Source organism: Mesorhizobium sp. M0633, from assembly GCF_040320645.1.
Taxonomy (GTDB): Bacteria; Pseudomonadota; Alphaproteobacteria; order Rhizobiales; family Rhizobiaceae; genus Mesorhizobium.
Genome location: NZ_JAMYQC010000041.1, coordinates 37,589 through 53,603 on the forward strand (window position 1 = coordinate 37,589; position 16,015 = coordinate 53,603).

A 16,015-nucleotide genomic window follows, 5' to 3' on the forward strand; every position below is an offset into this window, starting at 1 on the left:
ATAGTGTTGTCAATGTTCGCTTTATGTTCTACCCAGCTTAAGCCAAACAATCCAGAGAGCAGAAAACAGAGCTTGGATCAGGCGTGGTTTAGCGGGATAATCCTACGGAAACCCCGGAGCCGCCGAGTAGCGACCGATATAGTGGACCATCTTACGCCAGAACGCCGTTCGGCCCTTATGTCGAAGATAAAAGGGAAGAACACGGCCCCTGAATTGCGCGTTCGCCGCACAGTTCATGCTCTCGGGTATCGGTTCCGTCTCCATCGTCGTGATCTGCCGGGAAGTCCAGACTTGGTGTTCCCAGGACGCCGCAAGATCATCATGGTGCATGGGTGTTTCTGGCACAGGCATCCAGGATGTTCAAAAATCGCACGTCCTAAGAGTAGGATATCGTACTGGGAAGACAAGTTCGCCCGAAATATCGAGCGGGATAAGCTGGTGCAACAAGCACTTTTGCAAGCGGGATGGGAGGTGCTCGTCATCTGGGAATGTCAAACACAACCTAAGGATCGGCCCTCTTTGGCTCTGAAGTTGGCAGAATTCCTCGGCGACTGAAGGCACCTCGGGCTTGGCTGACCCTTCTGTGGAAAGGCCTCTCCCGCCCGATCAGCGACCCAAGGCTACTTCACCACTGGCATTCGCGACCTGTCTGCACTATCGTGCGGCATCTTCACCGGCGTTCTGACGGGCATGGCCGGCGCGTAGTTGTCGCTCGCCCAGAATGCCGGCTTGTCATAAAGGATATGACCGCCAGCAAGGGTTCCATCGCGCTGGCAGCGCTCATCGTCGCCAAATGGAAACCGGTGCCGGAGAGGTTCGCGTGTCTGGCGGCCAAGGTCGCCATGGAGGATCGCGCCGCGCCGTGCATGCGATTGCATCTCTCGTCCCGCTGCGCTGCTGAGGCCTCTTCTGTCAGGCGGTCTAGGTTTCGCGCTTCGGGCCGAGCAGGAACACTGTCAGGGCGGCGAGGAACGTGACAACAGCACTGTAGGCAATGGCACTGCTAATCCCGGCATTGTCCACCAATAGTCCGCCGAAAATCGCGCCGCCTGCGATTGCCACTTGGAACGCTACGACCATCAGCACACCGGCGCTTTCGGCCTGCTCGGGAGCGGCGCGCCACACCATCCACGTCTGCAATCCCACCGGCACTGCGCCGAAGGCAAAGCCCCACGCGGCAACCGCAACCGCCGAGGCCGAGGCCGATGCTCCCGCCGTCAGCAGCGAAACAGCGGCTATCGCTATGAGCAGCGGTGCAAGGGCCGCGACTGCCTTGAGACTGTACTCGGCCAGCAGCCCGCCGGCCAAATTGCCGAAGAATCCGCCGATGCCAAAAGCAAGCAACACAAGCGAGATCGTCTCGACATCCAGCGCGGGAACCTTCTCGAGGAAGGCGCGGATATAGGTGAAGCCGGCGAAGTGGCCGGAAGCGACCAGCAGGACGACCAAAAGCGCGACCTTGATCATCGGAATCTTGGCCACGTCCAGCAGGCTGCGGAAGCTAGCCACTCCAACCGGAGGCAGCCTCGGAATGGTTATGAGTTGCACCAGCAGTGTAGCGGCGCCGACGACTGCGGCGAGCATGAAGGCGCTTCGCCATCCCCAGATATCGCCGACATAAGCGCCGATTGGAGCTGCGCAAACGGTAGCGACGGAAACGCCGGTGAGGATGATCGATAGGGCGCGCGGCAGGAGGTGGCTTGGAACGAGCCGCATCGCCAGTGCTGCCGACATCGACCAGAAGCCTCCGAGCGCTATGCCGAGCACGACGCGTGCCGTCAGGAGTACCGCCAGCGACCACGCGCCGGCCGCCAGAAGGTCCGACAGGATCAGCAGCAGCGTCATCGCCCACATGACGATCCTGCGGTCCAGGCGCTTTGTGATGATGGCCACCGTCGGCGCCGAGATCGCCCCGACGATAGCGGTCGCCGTCATCGCCTGTCCAGCCGCACCCTCGGTGACACCGAGATCATGCGCGAGGGGCGTGAGGAGGCTGACAGGCAGAAACTCTGCCGTCACCAGCCCGAAGGTGCCCAAGGAAAGCGAAATGACCGCACCCCATTTGGGACCAGACGGTTGGTCGGGCTTTTCTGGGTCGTGCAGAACAGCGTCCATGACGCCTGCCGCGGATCGGGTCATGAACGAAGTCTCCACTTTGGATGCACTGCAACATGAGGTTGGCTGCCTTGACCCACATTAAAGACACAAGCGCATTTCGCGGCGGCGTTGCACGGAGGAGGGGATGTTCATTGCTTCGCGATATTTTGTGACGGTGCGGCGCGCAACATCGATGCCGGTTTCCTTCAGCCGGACAGCGATGTCATCGTCGGAAAGCACGTCGCCGGGAGATTCTGCGGCAATCATCGCTTTGATCCGATGGCGGACAGCTTCGGCGGAGTGCGCGTCGCCGCCTTGGCAGGACGCGATCGCCACGGTGAAAAAATACTTCAGTTCAAAGACTCCCCGCGGGGTAAGCATGTACTTGTTCGAGGTCACCCGGCTTACCGTCGACTCGTGCACGCCGATCGCGTCAGCGACGGTTCTGAGATTGAGAGGTCGCAGGTGGGCGACGCCATGTTCCAAAAAGGCATCCTGCTGGCGCACGATTTCAGCCGCAACCTTAACAATCGTCTTGGCGCGCTGATCGAGGCTGCGGATTAGCCAGTTCGCGTTTTGCAAGCATTCGTTGAGAAATGCTTGATCTTTCGAATTTTGGACAGTTTGACGCGAGACTTCGGCATAGTAGGTTTGGTTGATCAGCAGCTTGGGCAGTGTGGCCGGATCAAGTTCGATCTGCCACCCGCCTTCCGGCGAGGGCGTGACCCAGACGTCGGGAATAATTGATTCAGACGCACCGGATTGGAATCGGTTTCCAGGCTTGGGATCGAGCGCCCGAATCTCATGCATCATGTCGAGAAGGTCGTCTTCATCGACGCCGCAATGCTGCTTCAGTGCCTGAAAATCGCGTCGCGCAAGCATTTCAAGATTGGCAACCAAAGCTGCCATTGCCGGGTCGAACCGGTCTCGCTGGCGCAACTGGATTTCGAGGCATTCTCCGAGAGTTCGCGCAAAAATTCCCGGTGGATCAAAGTGCTGCAAGGTTCCGAGAACCCGTTCCACATCACCTTCCCGGACATTCAGGCTCTCGGCCAGCTCCAAAAGGTTTGCCCGAAGATAGCCAGTGTCTTCCAGATCGGCGGCAAGCTGGCCAGCGATTAGCCGCTCCTGTGGTGTGAACGCAGTGAGGGCGATCTGACGAGCGACATGGTCGTGCAATGTCTCGGCGAGGCTGGCAAACTCGTCGAGGGAAGGGCCATTGCCCGGCGGGTTGTTGGTCGTGTTGCGAAGTGATTTCCATTGCCCGAGCCGTTCAGGCGACCCGGCCCCGGTCGGTCCGTCAACGGCGTTTGCGCGTGGGCCGATAGGCTGATCCGCTCCCGAAATCGAAACATCGCCAAAAGGCCCGCCATCGTTTGACGCAGATTCCAAGAGCGGGTTCTTCTCGACTTCCCGCTCCACGAATTGATGCAGTTCAGTATGCGCCAGTTGCAGCAAGCGAATCGACTCAATGAGTTGAGGCGATGCGACCATGGATTGCTTCTGGCGCTGAAGCAGGCTTGCTGAGGATTGCATGGCGAGCGCGATAATCCTGTCGAGGAGCCTCTTGGGGCGGGCAATGGCACCGGTGAGACGTTTTCTAGGTCATGCGGCGGCTTTCAGCGTTTCGAGAACGTTTTGCGGGGATGAGACGCCATAGGGGTCGGCCTCGTAGTTGTCGGAGAAACCTTCCTCCTCAAACCACTGCTCCACCACGCCATTGTTGATCAGGGCGGCGTAGCGCCAGGAGCGCATCCCGAAGCCGAGATTGTCCTTGGCGACCAGCATGCCCATCTTGCGTGTGAACTCGCCTGAGCCATCGGGGATGAGCTCGACCTTCTGCAGGCCCAAGGACTTCCCCCACGCATTCATGACGAAGGCATCGTTGACGGAGACGCAGTAAATCGCGTCAATTCCCTCCTTCTCAAACTCATCATAGAGCTCTTCGAAATTGGGCAGTTGGTAGGTCGAGCAGATCGGAGTGAAGGCGCCAGGCAGCGAGAACAGGATGACGCGCTTGCCGGCAAAGTAGTCGTCAGATGTCTTTTCTTCCCAGCGATATGGATTTGGGCCCTGGACTGACTCATCGCGAACACGCGTGAGAAAGGTGACGAAGGGAACCTTCTTTTGAACGGTCATCAACTTGCTCCTCAGGAAAAAACTGGCGCGCCGGATTCTGGCAGAGGCTGGCGCAATACCGAGCAAAGGCTCGTATGCCGGGCATGAAATGAGGCCCTCGCGGCTCGCACCCTCCTTTTTCCATCCCGATGTAGGGGAACGTCTTGGCTGCTGGTCTTCGTCACCCGAACGCCATCGATCTGAGCAAGTGGAGGCTGTCGAGCCGCTGGGGCAATCTTTCCACGGCTATGGCGCCGGAAGCGGCATCCATCGCTCGCGCTCGTGCCCGGGACAAAGTGATAGCGGGCCCGAAGTAGCCAATATCGGACGCGTGTGGAGGCCTCAAATGTGACTTCACGCAAGAGACCCGCGTTACTGAGCTGGTTCGGCGTATTGTCGATATTTGCCAGTGACCCGCCGACCTTGGCTTCGGTGGCTCTTTGACGGGGCTCTTGGGCACTCACATGCTGATCAGAACCGGTAAACGGCAATTGCGCGAGCGCCATGTGTTGGCGTGCCGGCATCGGACCAGCCGTGCGCAAAGCGGCCGCCGAGGAGGGACCTCCGGAGGAGATGATGTACCGATGTTCAACGGGAACGGGCACCGTCTCCTCAGGCCACGGTCTAGAGCTTCGCGTGTCGGGCATGGCGCAAGTCGCTTTCATCGTGTTTTGATGGGCTCTGACCAGGAGCAGCAAGCGGCGTGCCATTTCAAATAGAGATGCTTTTGGACCGCCCCCTTTTTCTCGGAGGCCGTGTCTTAGAAGATCGGGCGCGAGCTATAACCGCCTCGTCACCACACGCAACAACGGTGCTGTATGGTGCGGGTATTCGGCGCTTCCGCCCCGGCTGGGCAAAGACGAACCGGAAGCCGAGCCGATGCACTACCTCACACCGGCGGGCACTGCAGCGATTGCGTAGCGTGTGCCACTAGCGTGTTCTTGCGTGCGGAGGCACGGCTATCGCGAACACGCGCCTGTCGCAGCAACCATGAGCGCGCGCTCTTCGGCAAGCGCCCTGATTCCGTGAGGATCGAATTCCACAATCGTGTCTGTTTGCCGCCCTCTTATGTTCGAAACTGGACCAGAATGTCGCAAGCCCGACCTAAAGGTCGCCCGAGGCGTTCTGTCCGACACTGTTCCGTCGCCTTTGTTGGCCCGCGACACCGGCTTATTTCTCCTAGCTCTTCTCTGGCCTCAGGCTAAGCCGCTGAGAAGCTGCCACAATCTTTTTCTGCTGCGGCCAAATTGGCACGAGATTTGAAGCACCTTCGTTGCGGGCCGGGAGCCGCCGACCGACTTTCATTTCGTGGATGGCACGAATGGAACGAAGAAAGAAAAGCAAAATGTCAAATCCGCGTCGGATAGCGTCTATGGGCAGGGGGTCCTCGGCGAAACCGCCCTTACCCAACAGCTCGCCGCCCTTGTCGACCCTTGCGCAGGGAATCTTGGCCGGCGGCGGCTCAAAGGCCCACCACACCGACCTTATCCTGAAATCGATGGTGCAGGATAAAGTTCTGCATCTCGCCGCGCGGTGTGCCTAGACAGTTACACGTTGGCCGGTCTTGATAATCAGGCCGGCCGTCGGAGGACGTCATCTGTATGCCGTCTTAGGTCATTCGCTGCCGCAGCGCCCGCCGGTCACCTTCCGCCCTTTCATCGCTATAGAGTGAAGTGCCACCATGCCCGAACAACCTTTGCGGACGCTGCCGATGTGGCGCGTCGATCACATTGAGCCCTCGCCCGAGATGTTGGCACTACGCGCCAACGGTCCGATCCACCGCGTGCGCTTCCCGTCCGGGCACGAAGGCTGGTGGGTCACAGGCTACGACGAGGCCAAGGCGGTGTTGTCCGACGCGGCGTTCCGGCCCTCCGGAATGCCGCCGGCGGCATTCACCCCGGATTCGGTGATTCTCGGTTCGCCGGGGTGGCTGGTCTCGCACGAGGGGGGCGAGCATGCGCGGTTACGTGCGATCGTGGCGCCGGCCTTCAGCAACGGCAGGGTGAAGCTGCTCGCGCAACAGGTCAAGGCGATCGCCGTGCAGTTGTTCGAGACGCTGGCGGCCCAGCCCCAGCCCGCCGACCTGCGGCGCCACCTCTCCTTTCCGCTTCCGGCCATGGTCATCAGCGCGCTGATGGGCGTGCTCTACGAGGATCACGCCTTTTTCGCCGGGCTGTCCGACGAGGTGATGACGCACCAGCATGAAAGCGGCCCGCGCAGCGCGTCGCGCTTGGCCTGGGAAGAACTGCGTGCCTACATTCGCGGCAAGATGCGGGACAAGCGCCAGGATCCGGGCGACAACCTGCTGACGGATCTGCTCGCGGCGGTCGACCAGGGCAAGGCGACCGAGGAAGAGGCGATCGGCCTGGCGGCGGGCATGCTGGTGGCGGGGCACGAGAGCACCGTCGCGCAGATCGAATTCGGCCTGCTGGCCATGTTCCGCCATCCGCAACAGCGCGAACGCCTGGTCGGCGATCCATCCCTGGTGGACAAGGCGGTGGAGGAAATCCTGCGCATGTACCCGCCGGGCGCGGGCTGGGACGGCATCATGCGCTATCCGAGGACCGACGTGACTATCGCGGGCGTGCATGTTCCCGCGGAGAGCAAGGTGCTGGTCGGCCTGCCGGCGACGTCGTTCGATCCGCGCCATTTCAAGGACCCGGAAATCTTCGACATTGGACGTGACGAAAACCCGCACCTGGCGTTCTCCCATGGGCCGCACTACTGCATCGGCGCGGCGCTGGCCAGGCTGGAACTCAAGGTGGTGTTCGGTTCGATCTTCCAGCGCTTTCCCGCGCTGCGCCTGGCCGTGGCGCCCGACGAACTGAAGTTGCGCAAGGAGATCATCACTGGCGGGTTCGAGGAGTTCCCGGTGCTCTGGTGATGCGCGGACGCCACCGGGAACCGCGATGTTCTCCGAATTCGCCGGCGCCTGCCGCGCGCCAATCAGATCAGCCAGCCAACAGGTGACCAATGGATGTGCAAGAAACCACGGCAGCATGCCGGGACGCCTTCGCCGAACTGGCGTCGCCAGCGTGCATTCAGGACCCGTATCCATTCATGCGGTGGTTGCGCGAGCACGATCCGGTGCATCGCGCGGCGTCGGGCCTCTTTCTGTTGAGCCGCCACGCCGACATCTACTGGGCGCTCAAGGCCACGGGCGATGCTTTTCGGGGACCGACGCCGGGCGAACTGGCGCGCTATTTCCCGCGGGCGGCGACCAGCCTGTCACTCAATCTGCTGGCGTCCACGCTAGCCATGAAGGAACCACCGACGCATACGCGTCTGCGCCGGCTGATCTCGCGCGATTTCACCATCGGCCAGATCGACAACCTGAGGCCGACCATCGCTCGCATTGTCGCAGCGCGCCTGGACGGCATGGCGCCCGCGCTGGAGCGCGGGGAGGCGGTGGACCTGCATCAGGAATTCGCGCTGGCCTTGCCCATGCTGGTTTTCGGCGAACTGTTCGGCATGCCCCAGGACGACACGTTCGGGCTCGTCGCCGGCATCAGCGCCATTCTGGAAGGCCTGAGCCCGCACGCCAGCGATCCCCAGCTCGCCGCGGCGGACGCGGCCAGCGCCAGGGTGCAGGCCTACTTCGGCGACCTCATACAGCGCAAGCGCACCGATCCCCGCCACGACATCGTGTCAATGCTGGTCGGCGCACACGACGACGATGCCGACATGCTGTCGGATGCGGAATTGATCAGCATGCTCTGGGGCATGCTGCTGGGCGGCTTCGCCACCACTGCCGCGGCCATCGGCCATGCGGTCCTGGCGATGCTGGCGTATCCCGAACAGCGGCACTGGCTGAAGGGAGATGCCGTGGGGGTGAAGGCATTCGTCGAAGAAGCCCTGCGCTACGACGCGCCCGCCATGTTCAGCTCCATTCCGCGTATCGCCCAGCGCGACATCGAACTGGGCGGCGTGGTGATCCCGAAGAACGCGGACGTGCGCGTGCTGATCGCGGCCGGCAATCGCGACCCGGACGCCTTCGCCGATCCCGACCGCTTCGATCCCGTGCGGTTCTACGGCACCAGTCCTGGCATGTCGATCGACGGGAAGATCATGCTGACCTTCGGCCACGGCATCCACTTCTGCCTGGGTGCGCAACTGGCCCGAGTGCAGTTGGCCGAGAGCCTGCCGCGGATCCAGGCGCGCTTCCCCACGCTGGCATTGGCCGAGCAGCCGACCCGGGAGCCCTCCGCGTTCCTTAGGACGTTCCGCGCGCTGCCGGTGCGGCTGCATGGGCAGGGGGGCTGAGATGCGCGTCCTGGTCGATCAGGATCTGTGCGGAACTACCGGGCAGTGCGTGCTGACGCTGCCGGGCACCTTTCGCCAGCGCGAACCGGACGGCGTGGCCGAAGTGTGCGTGGCGACGGTCCCGCAGGCGCTGCACGCCGCCGTGCGGCTTGCGGCCAACCAGTGCCCGGTCGCCGCCATTCGGGTCATCGAAAGCGACGCTGGCCATGACGAGCGCGCCAGCGCCGACCCTGCGCCTTCTCCGGCGGAGGCCGAGCGGCATGCTGCGAAAGACCAATACAATTCAGGAGACACGATGGGACGGTTTGAAGGCAAGGTGGCCGTGGTGACCGGCGCCGGCGCCGGCATCGGCAAGGCATGCGCTCTCGCCATCGCGCGCGGGGGCGGCAGAGTGGTGGTGGCCGACATTGATGGCTCGGCGGCCATCGCCTGCACCGCGCAGATCGCGGCCGAAGCAGGCCACGCACTGCCCATAGCCATGGATATCGCCGATGCGCAGGCGGTGGCAGCGCTGTTCGAGACGGCGGAGCGGCACTTCGGTGGGGTCGACCTGCTGGTGAACAATGCGAGCGCCATGCATCTGACCCCGCGCGACCGCGCGATCCTCGACCTGGACCTGGCAGTCTGGGACCAGACCATGGCGACCAATCTGCGCGGCACGCTGCTCTGCTGCCGGCAGGCCATCCCGCGGATGATCGCCCGCGGCGGTGGCGCGATCGTCAACATGTCGTCGTGCCAGGGGCTCAGCGGGGACACCGCGCAGACGTCCTACGCCGCGTCGAAGGCGGCGATGAACATGCTCTCGGCTTCGCTCGCCACCCAATACGGTCATGCGCAGATCCGCTGCAACGCCGTTGCGCCGGGTCTCGTCATGACCGAGCGTCTCCTCGCCAAGCTGGACGAGTGCATGCAACGGCATCTGCGCCGGCACCAGCTCCTGCAGCGCGTCGGCCGCCCCGAGGACGTGGCCGCGCTCGTGGCGTTCCTGCTCTCCGACGATGCTGCGTTTATCACAGGCCAGGTCGTGTGCATCGATGGCGGCATGCTGGCGCATGTGCCGACATACGCCGACGGTGGCAACAGCTGCGCCGCGCGCCCTGCCGGCGACACCGAATCGGCGGCGGCGGCGCGCTGCTGATGGACATGCTGCTCAACCCACTCAACCGTCGGCACCGGCTGCGATGCGACATCCCGGTCATGCCTGGCGCTTTCCCCCTGGTCGGGCATCTTCCCGCCATTGTCTGCGACCTGCCGCGCCTGCTGCAGCGCGCAGAACGGACGCTGGGCAGCCACTTCTGGCTGGATTTCGGCCCTGCCGGACACCTGATGACCTGCGTGCATCCGGATGCGTTCGCACTGCTCCGGCACAAGGACGTGTCCTCGGCGCTGATCGAAGAGATCGCGCCCGAATTGCTTGGCGGAACGTTGGTTGCCCAGGACGGCGGCGCGCACCGGCAGGCGCGCGATGCGATCAAGGCGGCGTTCCTGCCCAAGGGGCTGACCCAGGCCGGCATCGGCGACCTGTTCGCGCCCGTCATCTGGGGGCGGGTGCAGGCGTGGCGCGACCGCGGCGACGTGACCATCCTGCGCGAAACCGGCGACCTGATGCTCAAGCTCATCTTCAGCCTGATGGGAATCCCCGCGCAGGACCTGCCGGGATGGCATCGCAAGTACCGGCAACTGCTGCAGTTGATCGTCGCGCCCCCGGTCGACCTGCCGGGACTGCCCTTGCGGCGCGGCCGCGCCGCCCGAGACTGGATCGACGCGCAGTTGCGCCAGTTCGTCCGCGACGCGCGCGCGCATGCCGCGCGCACCGGGTTGATCAACGACATGGTGAGCGCCTTCGACCGCAGCGACGATGCGCTTTCCGATGACGTCCTGGTCGCCAATATCCGCTTGCTGCTGCTTGCCGGTCACGACACCACTGCCTCGACGATGGCCTGGATGGTGATCGAGCTGGCGCGGCAGCCTGTGCTGTGGGACGCCCTGGTCGAGGAGGCGCAACGCGTGGGCGCGGTGCCGACCCGGCACGCGGACCTGGCGCAGTGTCCGGTCGCCGAGGCGCTGTTCCGGGAGACGCTGCGCCTGCATCCGGCGACCACGCTCCTGCCGCGTCGCGCCCTGCAGGAATTGCAACTCGGCCAACGGCGCATTCCCGCGGGCACCCATCTGTGCATCCCGCTGCTGCATTTCTCGACCTCGGCGCTGCTGCACGAGGCGCCTGATCAGTTCCGCCTGGCGCGGTGGCTGCAACGCACGGAGCCGATCCGGCCGGTGGACATGCTGCAGTTCGGTACCGGCCCACACGTCTGCATCGGCTACCACCTGGTATGGCTGGAAATGGTGCAGTTCTGCATCGCCTTGGCGCTGACCATGCACAAGGCCGGGGTGCGGCCGCGGTTGCTGAGCGGGGTCGAAAAAGGCCGGCGCTATTACCCGACCGCACATCCGTCCATGGCAATCCGCATAGGCTTCTCATGAGCTGGCATCGCATGTCCCGTGTGGCGAGGCAGCGGCGCCGGCGAGGCGCGGCATTGCTGCACTCAGCGCACGCGCTCGGTGCGACGCCGGCAACACCGCAGCGGCTTGGCGCTCGCCGTGGCCATCTCGTGTCAGGTACAAGGACATGAAAAACATGCAGACCGGTTCCACGCTACACGACGACCGAACTGGCGTTTCCGCGCTCGGCGGATTGGGCGCGCAGGCGCGCGGCGCATCCGGCAGGCTGCTGCCAGAGATCTGGATGCAGGACGGCGCAAAGCGGGTCGAACAGGCGCTGGCGCGTCTTCTCTGCGCCGAAGACGACGGTGAGACCGAGCTGATGTCGGCGATGCGCTACGCCACCTTGCATGGCGGGAAGCGCACCCGCGCCTTGCTCTGTCTGGCTGCCGGCGCACTGGCCGACACGCCGGCGCACATGCTCGACGACGTCGGCGCCGCCATCGAGATGATGCACGCCTGTACCCTGGTCCACGACGACCTGCCCGCGATGGACGACGACGTGCTTCGCCGCGGCCTTCCGACCGTGCACGTCAAGTTCGGCGAAGCCACTGCGATCCTGGTCGGCGATGCGCTGCAGGCGCACGCTTTCCTGACCCTGGCGAGCCTGGATGCGCCGGGCGACAACCGTATCGCGCTCGTGCGCGAACTGGCGCAGGCGGTGTCCGCCGAGGGTGCCGCAGGCGGGCAGGCCATGGATCTGTCGCTGGTCGGAAAGCACGCCGAGCTGGACAGGATCGTGGCGATGCACCGGAAGAAGAGCGGAGCGCTAGTGCGCGCGTCCGTTCGCATGGGCGCGCTATACTCCATCGCGGACGATGCCGCGCACGCTGCGCTGTACTGTGCGCTCGATCGCTACACCGCCTGTTTCGGCCTGGCGTTGCAGGTGGTCGACGACATTCTCGACGCGACAGCGGATACCGCGACGCTGGGCAAGACCCCCGGCAAGGACGCGGCGGCGCAGAAGCCGACCTGCGCGTCGATTATGGGGCTGCAGCCAGCGCGCCAGTTCGCGCTGGATTTGTTGCGCGACGCTGGGGAAGCCATCGCCCCGCTGGGGCCGCGTGCGGAACGGTTGGCGCAGATACTGCAGCGGGCCAACGGGTATCTGTTCAAGCACGCGCCATGCGCATGAGCACGCCCGTCCACATGGAGTCGCCCCTGTGCCACCTGCGATCGGCCGGCGGCAGCGGTGCATGCTGCACTGTGCCCGAGTCCGCGGCGATGTGCGCGGCGTCTGCCGATCCTGGTTCTCGTCAACCGTCTGCAGAAGGAACATCCCGCGTGAACGCGCTGTCCGAACAGATCCTTTCCGAATTGCGCCACCTGCTGAGCGAGATGAGCGACGGCGGCAGCGTCGGTCCGTCCGTCTACGACACGGCGCGAGCTCTGCAGTTCCACGGCAACGTCACCGGTCGGCAGGACGCATACGCGTGGCTCATCGCGCAGCAACAGGCCGATGGCGGATGGGGAAGTGCGGACTTCCCGCTGTTCCGCCATGCGCCCACGTGGGCGGCGTTGCTGGCATTGCAGCGTGCCGATCCTCTTCCCGGAGCTGCCGACGCAGTCCAGGCTGCAACCCGGTTCCTCGAGCGCCAGCCCGATCCCTACGCGCATGCGGTGCCGGAAGACGCGCCGATCGGCGCGGAGCTGATACTGCCGCTGTTGTGCGGCGAGGCCGCATCCTTGCTGGGCGGGGTGGCGTTTCCGCGCCACCCGGCGCTGTTGCCGTTGCGGCAAGCGCGCCAGGTCAAGCTGGGGGCGGTGGCGACGTTGCCGAGCGGCCATCCGTTGCTGCACTCCTGGGAAGCCTGGGGGACGTCGCCGACCACCGCATGCCCGGATGACGACGGCAGCATCGGCATCAGTCCGGCGGCCACCGCCGCGTGGCGTGCGCACGCCGTGGCACAGGGGAGCACGCCGCAGGTCGGGCGCGCCGACGCGTATCTGCAGGCGGCATCGCGGGCGACGCGCAGCGGCATCGAAGGTGTCGTTCCCAACGTCTGGCCGATCAATGTGTTCGAGCCATGCTGGTCGCTGTACACCCTGCATCTGGCCGGGCTGTTCGCGCATCCCGCGCTCGCCGAGGCGGTGCAAGTGATCGTCGCGCAGCTCGACGCCCGCCTGGGCGTGCGCGGTCTGGGCCCGGCGTTGCACTTCGCGGCCGATGCGGACGACACTGCCGTTGCGTTGTGCGTCCTGCGCCTTGCAGGCCGCGACCCGGCGGTCGATGCGTTGCGCCATTTCGAAATCGGCGAGCTGTTCGTCACCTTCCCCAGCGAGCGCAATCCCTCGGTGTCGACCAACATCCATGCCCTGCATGCGTTGCGACTGTTGGGAAAGCCCGCCGCCGGCACCAGCGCCTACGTCGAGGCCAATCGCAACCCGCACGGTCTATGGGACAACGAGAAATGGCACGTTTCGTGGCTGTATCCCACCGCGCATGCGGTCGCTGCGCTGGCGCAAGGCAAGCCCCAGTGGCGCGACGAGCGCGCGCTCGCGGCGCTCATGCAGGCGCAGCGCGACGACGGCGGCTGGGGCGCTGGTCGCGCGTCCACATTCGAGGAAACCGCCTATGCGCTGTTCGCGTTGCACGTGATGGACGGGAGCGAAGAGCCGACAGGGCGCCGGCGCATCGCGCAGGCGGTGGCGCGTGCGCTGGAGTGGATGCTCGCCCGCCATGCGGCGCATGCATGGCCGCAGACGCCGCTGTGGATCGGCAAGGAACTGTATTGCCCCACCCGGGTGGTGCGCGTGGCCGAACTCGCCGGGTTGTGGCTGGCGCTTCGTTGGGGGCGGCGCGTCCTGGCCGAGAGAGCAGGAGCGGCGCCATGATCCAGACCGAACGCGCGCTGCAGCAGGTGCTGGAGTGGGGGCGTTCCCTAGCCGGGTTCGCCGACGAGCATGCCGTGGAAGCGGTCAGGGGCGGCCAGTACATCCTGCAGCGCATCCACCCGAGCCTGCGCGACACCAGCGCCCGCACCGGCCGCGATCCGCAGGACGAAACGCTGATCGTGGCGTTCTATCGCGAACTGGCGCTGCTGTTCTGGCTCGACGATTGCAACGACCTTGGCCTGATCGCGCCGGAGCAGCTCGCCGCGGTGGAGCAGGCGCTGGGGCAGGGCGTGCCGTGCGCGCTCCCCGGATTCGAGGGCTGCGCTGTGCTGCGCGCTTCGCTGGCCGCGCTCGCCTACGATCGTCGCGACTATGCTCAGCTACTCGACGATACCCGATGCTACTGCGCGGCGCTGCGCGCCGGACACGCGCAGGCGGCAGGGGCGGAACGCTGGTCCTACGCCGAGTACCTGCACAACGGCATCGATTCGATCGCCTACACGAACGTGTTCTGTTGCCTGTCGTTGCTGTGGGGGCTGGACATGGCGACCTTGCGCGCGCGTCCGGCGTTTCGCCACGTCCTGCGGCTCATCTCCGCGATAGGGCGCCTGCAGAACGATCTGCATGGACGCGAAAAGGATAGGTCGGCCGGCGAGGCCGACAACGCGGCAATCCTGCTGCTGCAGCGCTATCCGGCTATGCGTGTGGTGGAGTTCCTCAGCGACGAGCTGGCCGGCCATACGCGCATGCTGCACCGGGTGATGGCGGAAGAACGCTTTCCCGCGCCGTGGGGACCGTTGATCGAGGCCATGGCGGCCATCCGCGCGCACTACTACCAGACCTCGACCAACCGCTACCGCAGCGACGCTGCGGGGGGAGGCCAGCGTGCGCCGGCCTGAACGCACGGGAGGCGGCGGCGTGCGCGCGCTGCCGTCGGTCCGATCCGACGCAACGCCGTCGCCCGATGCGACGGATGGAGCGAGCATGAGCGACACCGCCCTGAGCCGGCGCAAGGACGACCATCTGGACATCGTGCTGGATCGGCGAACGGCGCCGGCCACGGTCGCCGCCGGCTGGGAGTACATCCGGTTCGAACACTGCGCATTGCCCGAGTTGGACCTGACGCAGATCGACCTGCGCGCCTCGCTGCTGGGCAAGACCATGCGCGCGCCGCTGCTGATCAGCTCAATGACCGGCGGGATGCCACGCGCCGAGCCCATCAACCGGCATCTGAGCGAGGCAGCGCAAGCCTTGGGGATCGCCATGTGTGTCGGTTCGCAGCGCGTGAGCCTGCAATCCCGCAACTCCCAGGGGCTGACGCGCGCGCTGCGCCGCCTGGCCCCAGACATTCCCTTGCTGGCCAATATCGGCGCCGCGCAACTGCGCGAGGCCGACGGCCTGGACTCGGCGCGCCGGGCGGTGGATGCGCTGGAGGCCGATGGACTCATCGTCCATCTCAATCCGCTGCAGGAAGCGGTACAGCCGGAGGGCGACCGCGACTGGCGCGGCGTCCTGGCACAGATCGCTCGCGCCGCGCGCAGCGTGGGCGTGCCGATCGTGGCCAAGGAAGTGGGGTCGGGCCTGTCCGCCTCGGTGGCCTGTGCGCTCGTCGAAGCGGGCGTGGCGGTGATCGATGTCGCCGGCGCCGGCGGCACCAGTTGGGCCGCGGTGGAGGGCGAGCGCGCCCGCGATGCCGCCGACCGTGCAGTGGCTATGGCGTTCGCCGATTGGGGGATTCCGACCCCGGCCAGCGTGCAGGCGGTACGTCGGGCGCTGCCAACGGTTAAGCTGATCGCGTCGGGCGGGATCCGCGACGGTGTCGACGTGGCCAAGGCCATCCGCCTGGGCGCGGATATCGCCGGGCAGGCGGCCGGCGTGCTGCCCGCGGCTACGGTATCCGCCGAGGCGGTTGTCGCGCATTTCGACATCGTCATCCGCCAGTTGGCCGTCGCCTGCTTCTGCACCGGCTCGGCTGATCTGGCGGCGTTGCGTCAGGCGCGCTTGTTGCCCTCGGCGCATCTGCCCGCCGGTTGATGCCGGCGTCGCCCGCACGTGGCGGCGGGCGCCTAGAACTGGAGAAGCGAAAAAGTGCACTACGACATCGTCATCATCGGCGGAGCCATCGTCGGCTCCTCGGTCGCCTATTATCTGCGCGAGGAAGGGTTTTCGGGCTCGATCGCGCTTGTCGAGCGCGACCCGCAAT

At 65.2% G+C, this 16,015-nt stretch carries 14 protein-coding genes and 1 pseudogene; 11 read left to right on the forward strand and 4 right to left on the reverse strand.

Translation table 11 applies throughout. The features are described 5' to 3' along the window. Positions 1-12 precede the first annotated feature (12 nt). On the forward strand, positions 13-555 hold the full coding sequence (locus tag NKI47_RS30105) for a very short patch repair endonuclease (protein ID WP_352594718.1): 543 nt from the start codon (positions 13-15) through the stop codon (positions 553-555). A 366-nt stretch (positions 556-921) separates the two neighbouring features. On the opposite strand, the gene NKI47_RS30115 is transcribed toward NKI47_RS30105, so the two are convergent. The 4 genes from NKI47_RS30115 to NKI47_RS30130 all read right to left on the reverse strand — a co-directional run bounded on the left by NKI47_RS30115 (position 922) and on the right by NKI47_RS30130 (position 5,694). Continuing rightward, positions 922-2,139 carry an MFS transporter gene (locus NKI47_RS30115; RefSeq protein ID WP_352594692.1) on the reverse strand — a complete coding sequence of 406 codons (1,218 nt, stop codon included), beginning with the start codon at positions 2,137-2,139 and terminating at the stop codon, positions 922-924. 57 nt (positions 2,140-2,196) lie between these two features. Further along, positions 2,197-3,633: an RNA polymerase factor sigma-54 gene (gene rpoN, locus NKI47_RS30120; protein ID WP_352594694.1), complete on the reverse strand. Its 1,437-nt coding sequence runs from the start codon at positions 3,631-3,633 to the stop codon at positions 2,197-2,199. A gap of 69 nt (positions 3,634-3,702) precedes the next feature. After that, the gene (locus tag NKI47_RS30125; protein ID WP_352594696.1) at positions 3,703-4,236 is read right to left on the reverse strand and encodes a peroxiredoxin; all 534 of its coding nucleotides are present in this window, start codon (positions 4,234-4,236) and stop codon (positions 3,703-3,705) included. A gap of 1,158 nt (positions 4,237-5,394) precedes the next feature. After that, positions 5,395-5,694: a hypothetical protein gene (locus NKI47_RS30130; RefSeq protein ID WP_352594698.1), complete on the reverse strand. Its 300-nt coding sequence runs from the start codon at positions 5,692-5,694 to the stop codon at positions 5,395-5,397. 202 nt (positions 5,695-5,896) lie between these two features. Between NKI47_RS30130 and NKI47_RS30135 the strand changes: the two genes are divergently transcribed. From NKI47_RS30135 to NKI47_RS30180, 10 genes and pseudogenes are all read left to right on the forward strand, one after another. Next, positions 5,897-7,099 carry a cytochrome P450 gene (locus NKI47_RS30135; RefSeq protein WP_352594700.1) on the forward strand — a complete coding sequence of 401 codons (1,203 nt, stop codon included), beginning with the start codon at positions 5,897-5,899 and terminating at the stop codon, positions 7,097-7,099. 89 nt (positions 7,100-7,188) lie between these two features. Further along, a complete protein-coding gene (locus tag NKI47_RS30140) occupies positions 7,189-8,478 on the forward strand; it encodes a cytochrome P450 (protein ID WP_352594702.1) in 1,290 nt (429 codons plus the stop codon). A 1-nt stretch (position 8,479) separates the two neighbouring features. Further along, positions 8,480-8,605 (forward strand): annotated as a pseudogene (locus NKI47_RS30145) (ferredoxin); the annotation flags it as partial. 168 nt (positions 8,606-8,773) lie between these two features. Continuing rightward, positions 8,774-9,616 (forward strand): SDR family oxidoreductase, encoded by an 843-nt coding sequence (locus NKI47_RS30150; protein ID WP_352594720.1) that lies wholly within the window; start codon positions 8,774-8,776, stop codon positions 9,614-9,616. Further along, the gene (locus NKI47_RS30155) at positions 9,616-10,959 is read left to right on the forward strand and encodes a cytochrome P450 (protein ID WP_352594703.1); all 1,344 of its coding nucleotides are present in this window, start codon (positions 9,616-9,618) and stop codon (positions 10,957-10,959) included. The genes NKI47_RS30150 and NKI47_RS30155 overlap by 1 nt, the downstream gene beginning before the upstream one ends. A gap of 154 nt (positions 10,960-11,113) precedes the next feature. Beyond that, positions 11,114-12,112, forward strand: coding sequence for a polyprenyl synthetase family protein (locus NKI47_RS30160; RefSeq protein WP_352594721.1), 999 nt, complete (start codon positions 11,114-11,116; stop codon positions 12,110-12,112). 149 nt (positions 12,113-12,261) lie between these two features. After that, entirely contained in the window at positions 12,262-13,812 is a 1,551-nt protein-coding gene (locus tag NKI47_RS30165; protein WP_352594705.1) for a hypothetical protein, read from the forward strand. Next, the gene (locus NKI47_RS30170; protein ID WP_352594707.1) at positions 13,809-14,711 is read left to right on the forward strand and encodes a terpene synthase family protein; all 903 of its coding nucleotides are present in this window, start codon (positions 13,809-13,811) and stop codon (positions 14,709-14,711) included. Before NKI47_RS30165 ends, NKI47_RS30170 begins: the two co-directional genes overlap by 4 nt. Before the next feature lie 85 nt (positions 14,712-14,796). Beyond that, positions 14,797-15,846 (forward strand): type 2 isopentenyl-diphosphate Delta-isomerase, encoded by a 1,050-nt coding sequence (fni, locus tag NKI47_RS30175; protein ID WP_352594709.1) that lies wholly within the window; start codon positions 14,797-14,799, stop codon positions 15,844-15,846. 54 nt (positions 15,847-15,900) lie between these two features. Continuing rightward, positions 15,901-16,015: FAD-dependent oxidoreductase (locus tag NKI47_RS30180; RefSeq protein ID WP_352594353.1), on the forward strand; the 115-nt coding region annotated here is incomplete at its 3' end.

Coding starts and splice junctions, on each gene's coding strand:
- NKI47_RS30125 (WP_352594696.1), bottom strand. CDS start 4,236: ATGACCGTTCAAAAGAAGGTTCCCTTCGTCACCTTTCTCACGCGTGTT.
- fni (WP_352594709.1), top strand. CDS start 14,797: ATGAGCGACACCGCCCTGAGCCGGCGCAAGGACGACCATCTGGACATC.
- NKI47_RS30115 (WP_352594692.1), bottom strand. CDS start 2,139: ATGACCCGATCCGCGGCAGGCGTCATGGACGCTGTTCTGCACGACCCA.
- rpoN (WP_352594694.1), bottom strand. CDS start 3,633: ATGCAATCCTCAGCAAGCCTGCTTCAGCGCCAGAAGCAATCCATGGTC.
- NKI47_RS30135 (WP_352594700.1), top strand. CDS start 5,897: ATGCCCGAACAACCTTTGCGGACGCTGCCGATGTGGCGCGTCGATCAC.
- NKI47_RS30160 (WP_352594721.1), top strand. CDS start 11,114: ATGCAGACCGGTTCCACGCTACACGACGACCGAACTGGCGTTTCCGCG.
- NKI47_RS30155 (WP_352594703.1), top strand. CDS start 9,616: ATGGACATGCTGCTCAACCCACTCAACCGTCGGCACCGGCTGCGATGC.
- NKI47_RS30170 (WP_352594707.1), top strand. CDS start 13,809: ATGATCCAGACCGAACGCGCGCTGCAGCAGGTGCTGGAGTGGGGGCGT.
- NKI47_RS30140 (WP_352594702.1), top strand. CDS start 7,189: ATGGATGTGCAAGAAACCACGGCAGCATGCCGGGACGCCTTCGCCGAA.
- NKI47_RS30150 (WP_352594720.1), top strand. CDS start 8,774: ATGGGACGGTTTGAAGGCAAGGTGGCCGTGGTGACCGGCGCCGGCGCC.
- NKI47_RS30105 (WP_352594718.1), top strand. CDS start 13: ATGTTCGCTTTATGTTCTACCCAGCTTAAGCCAAACAATCCAGAGAGC.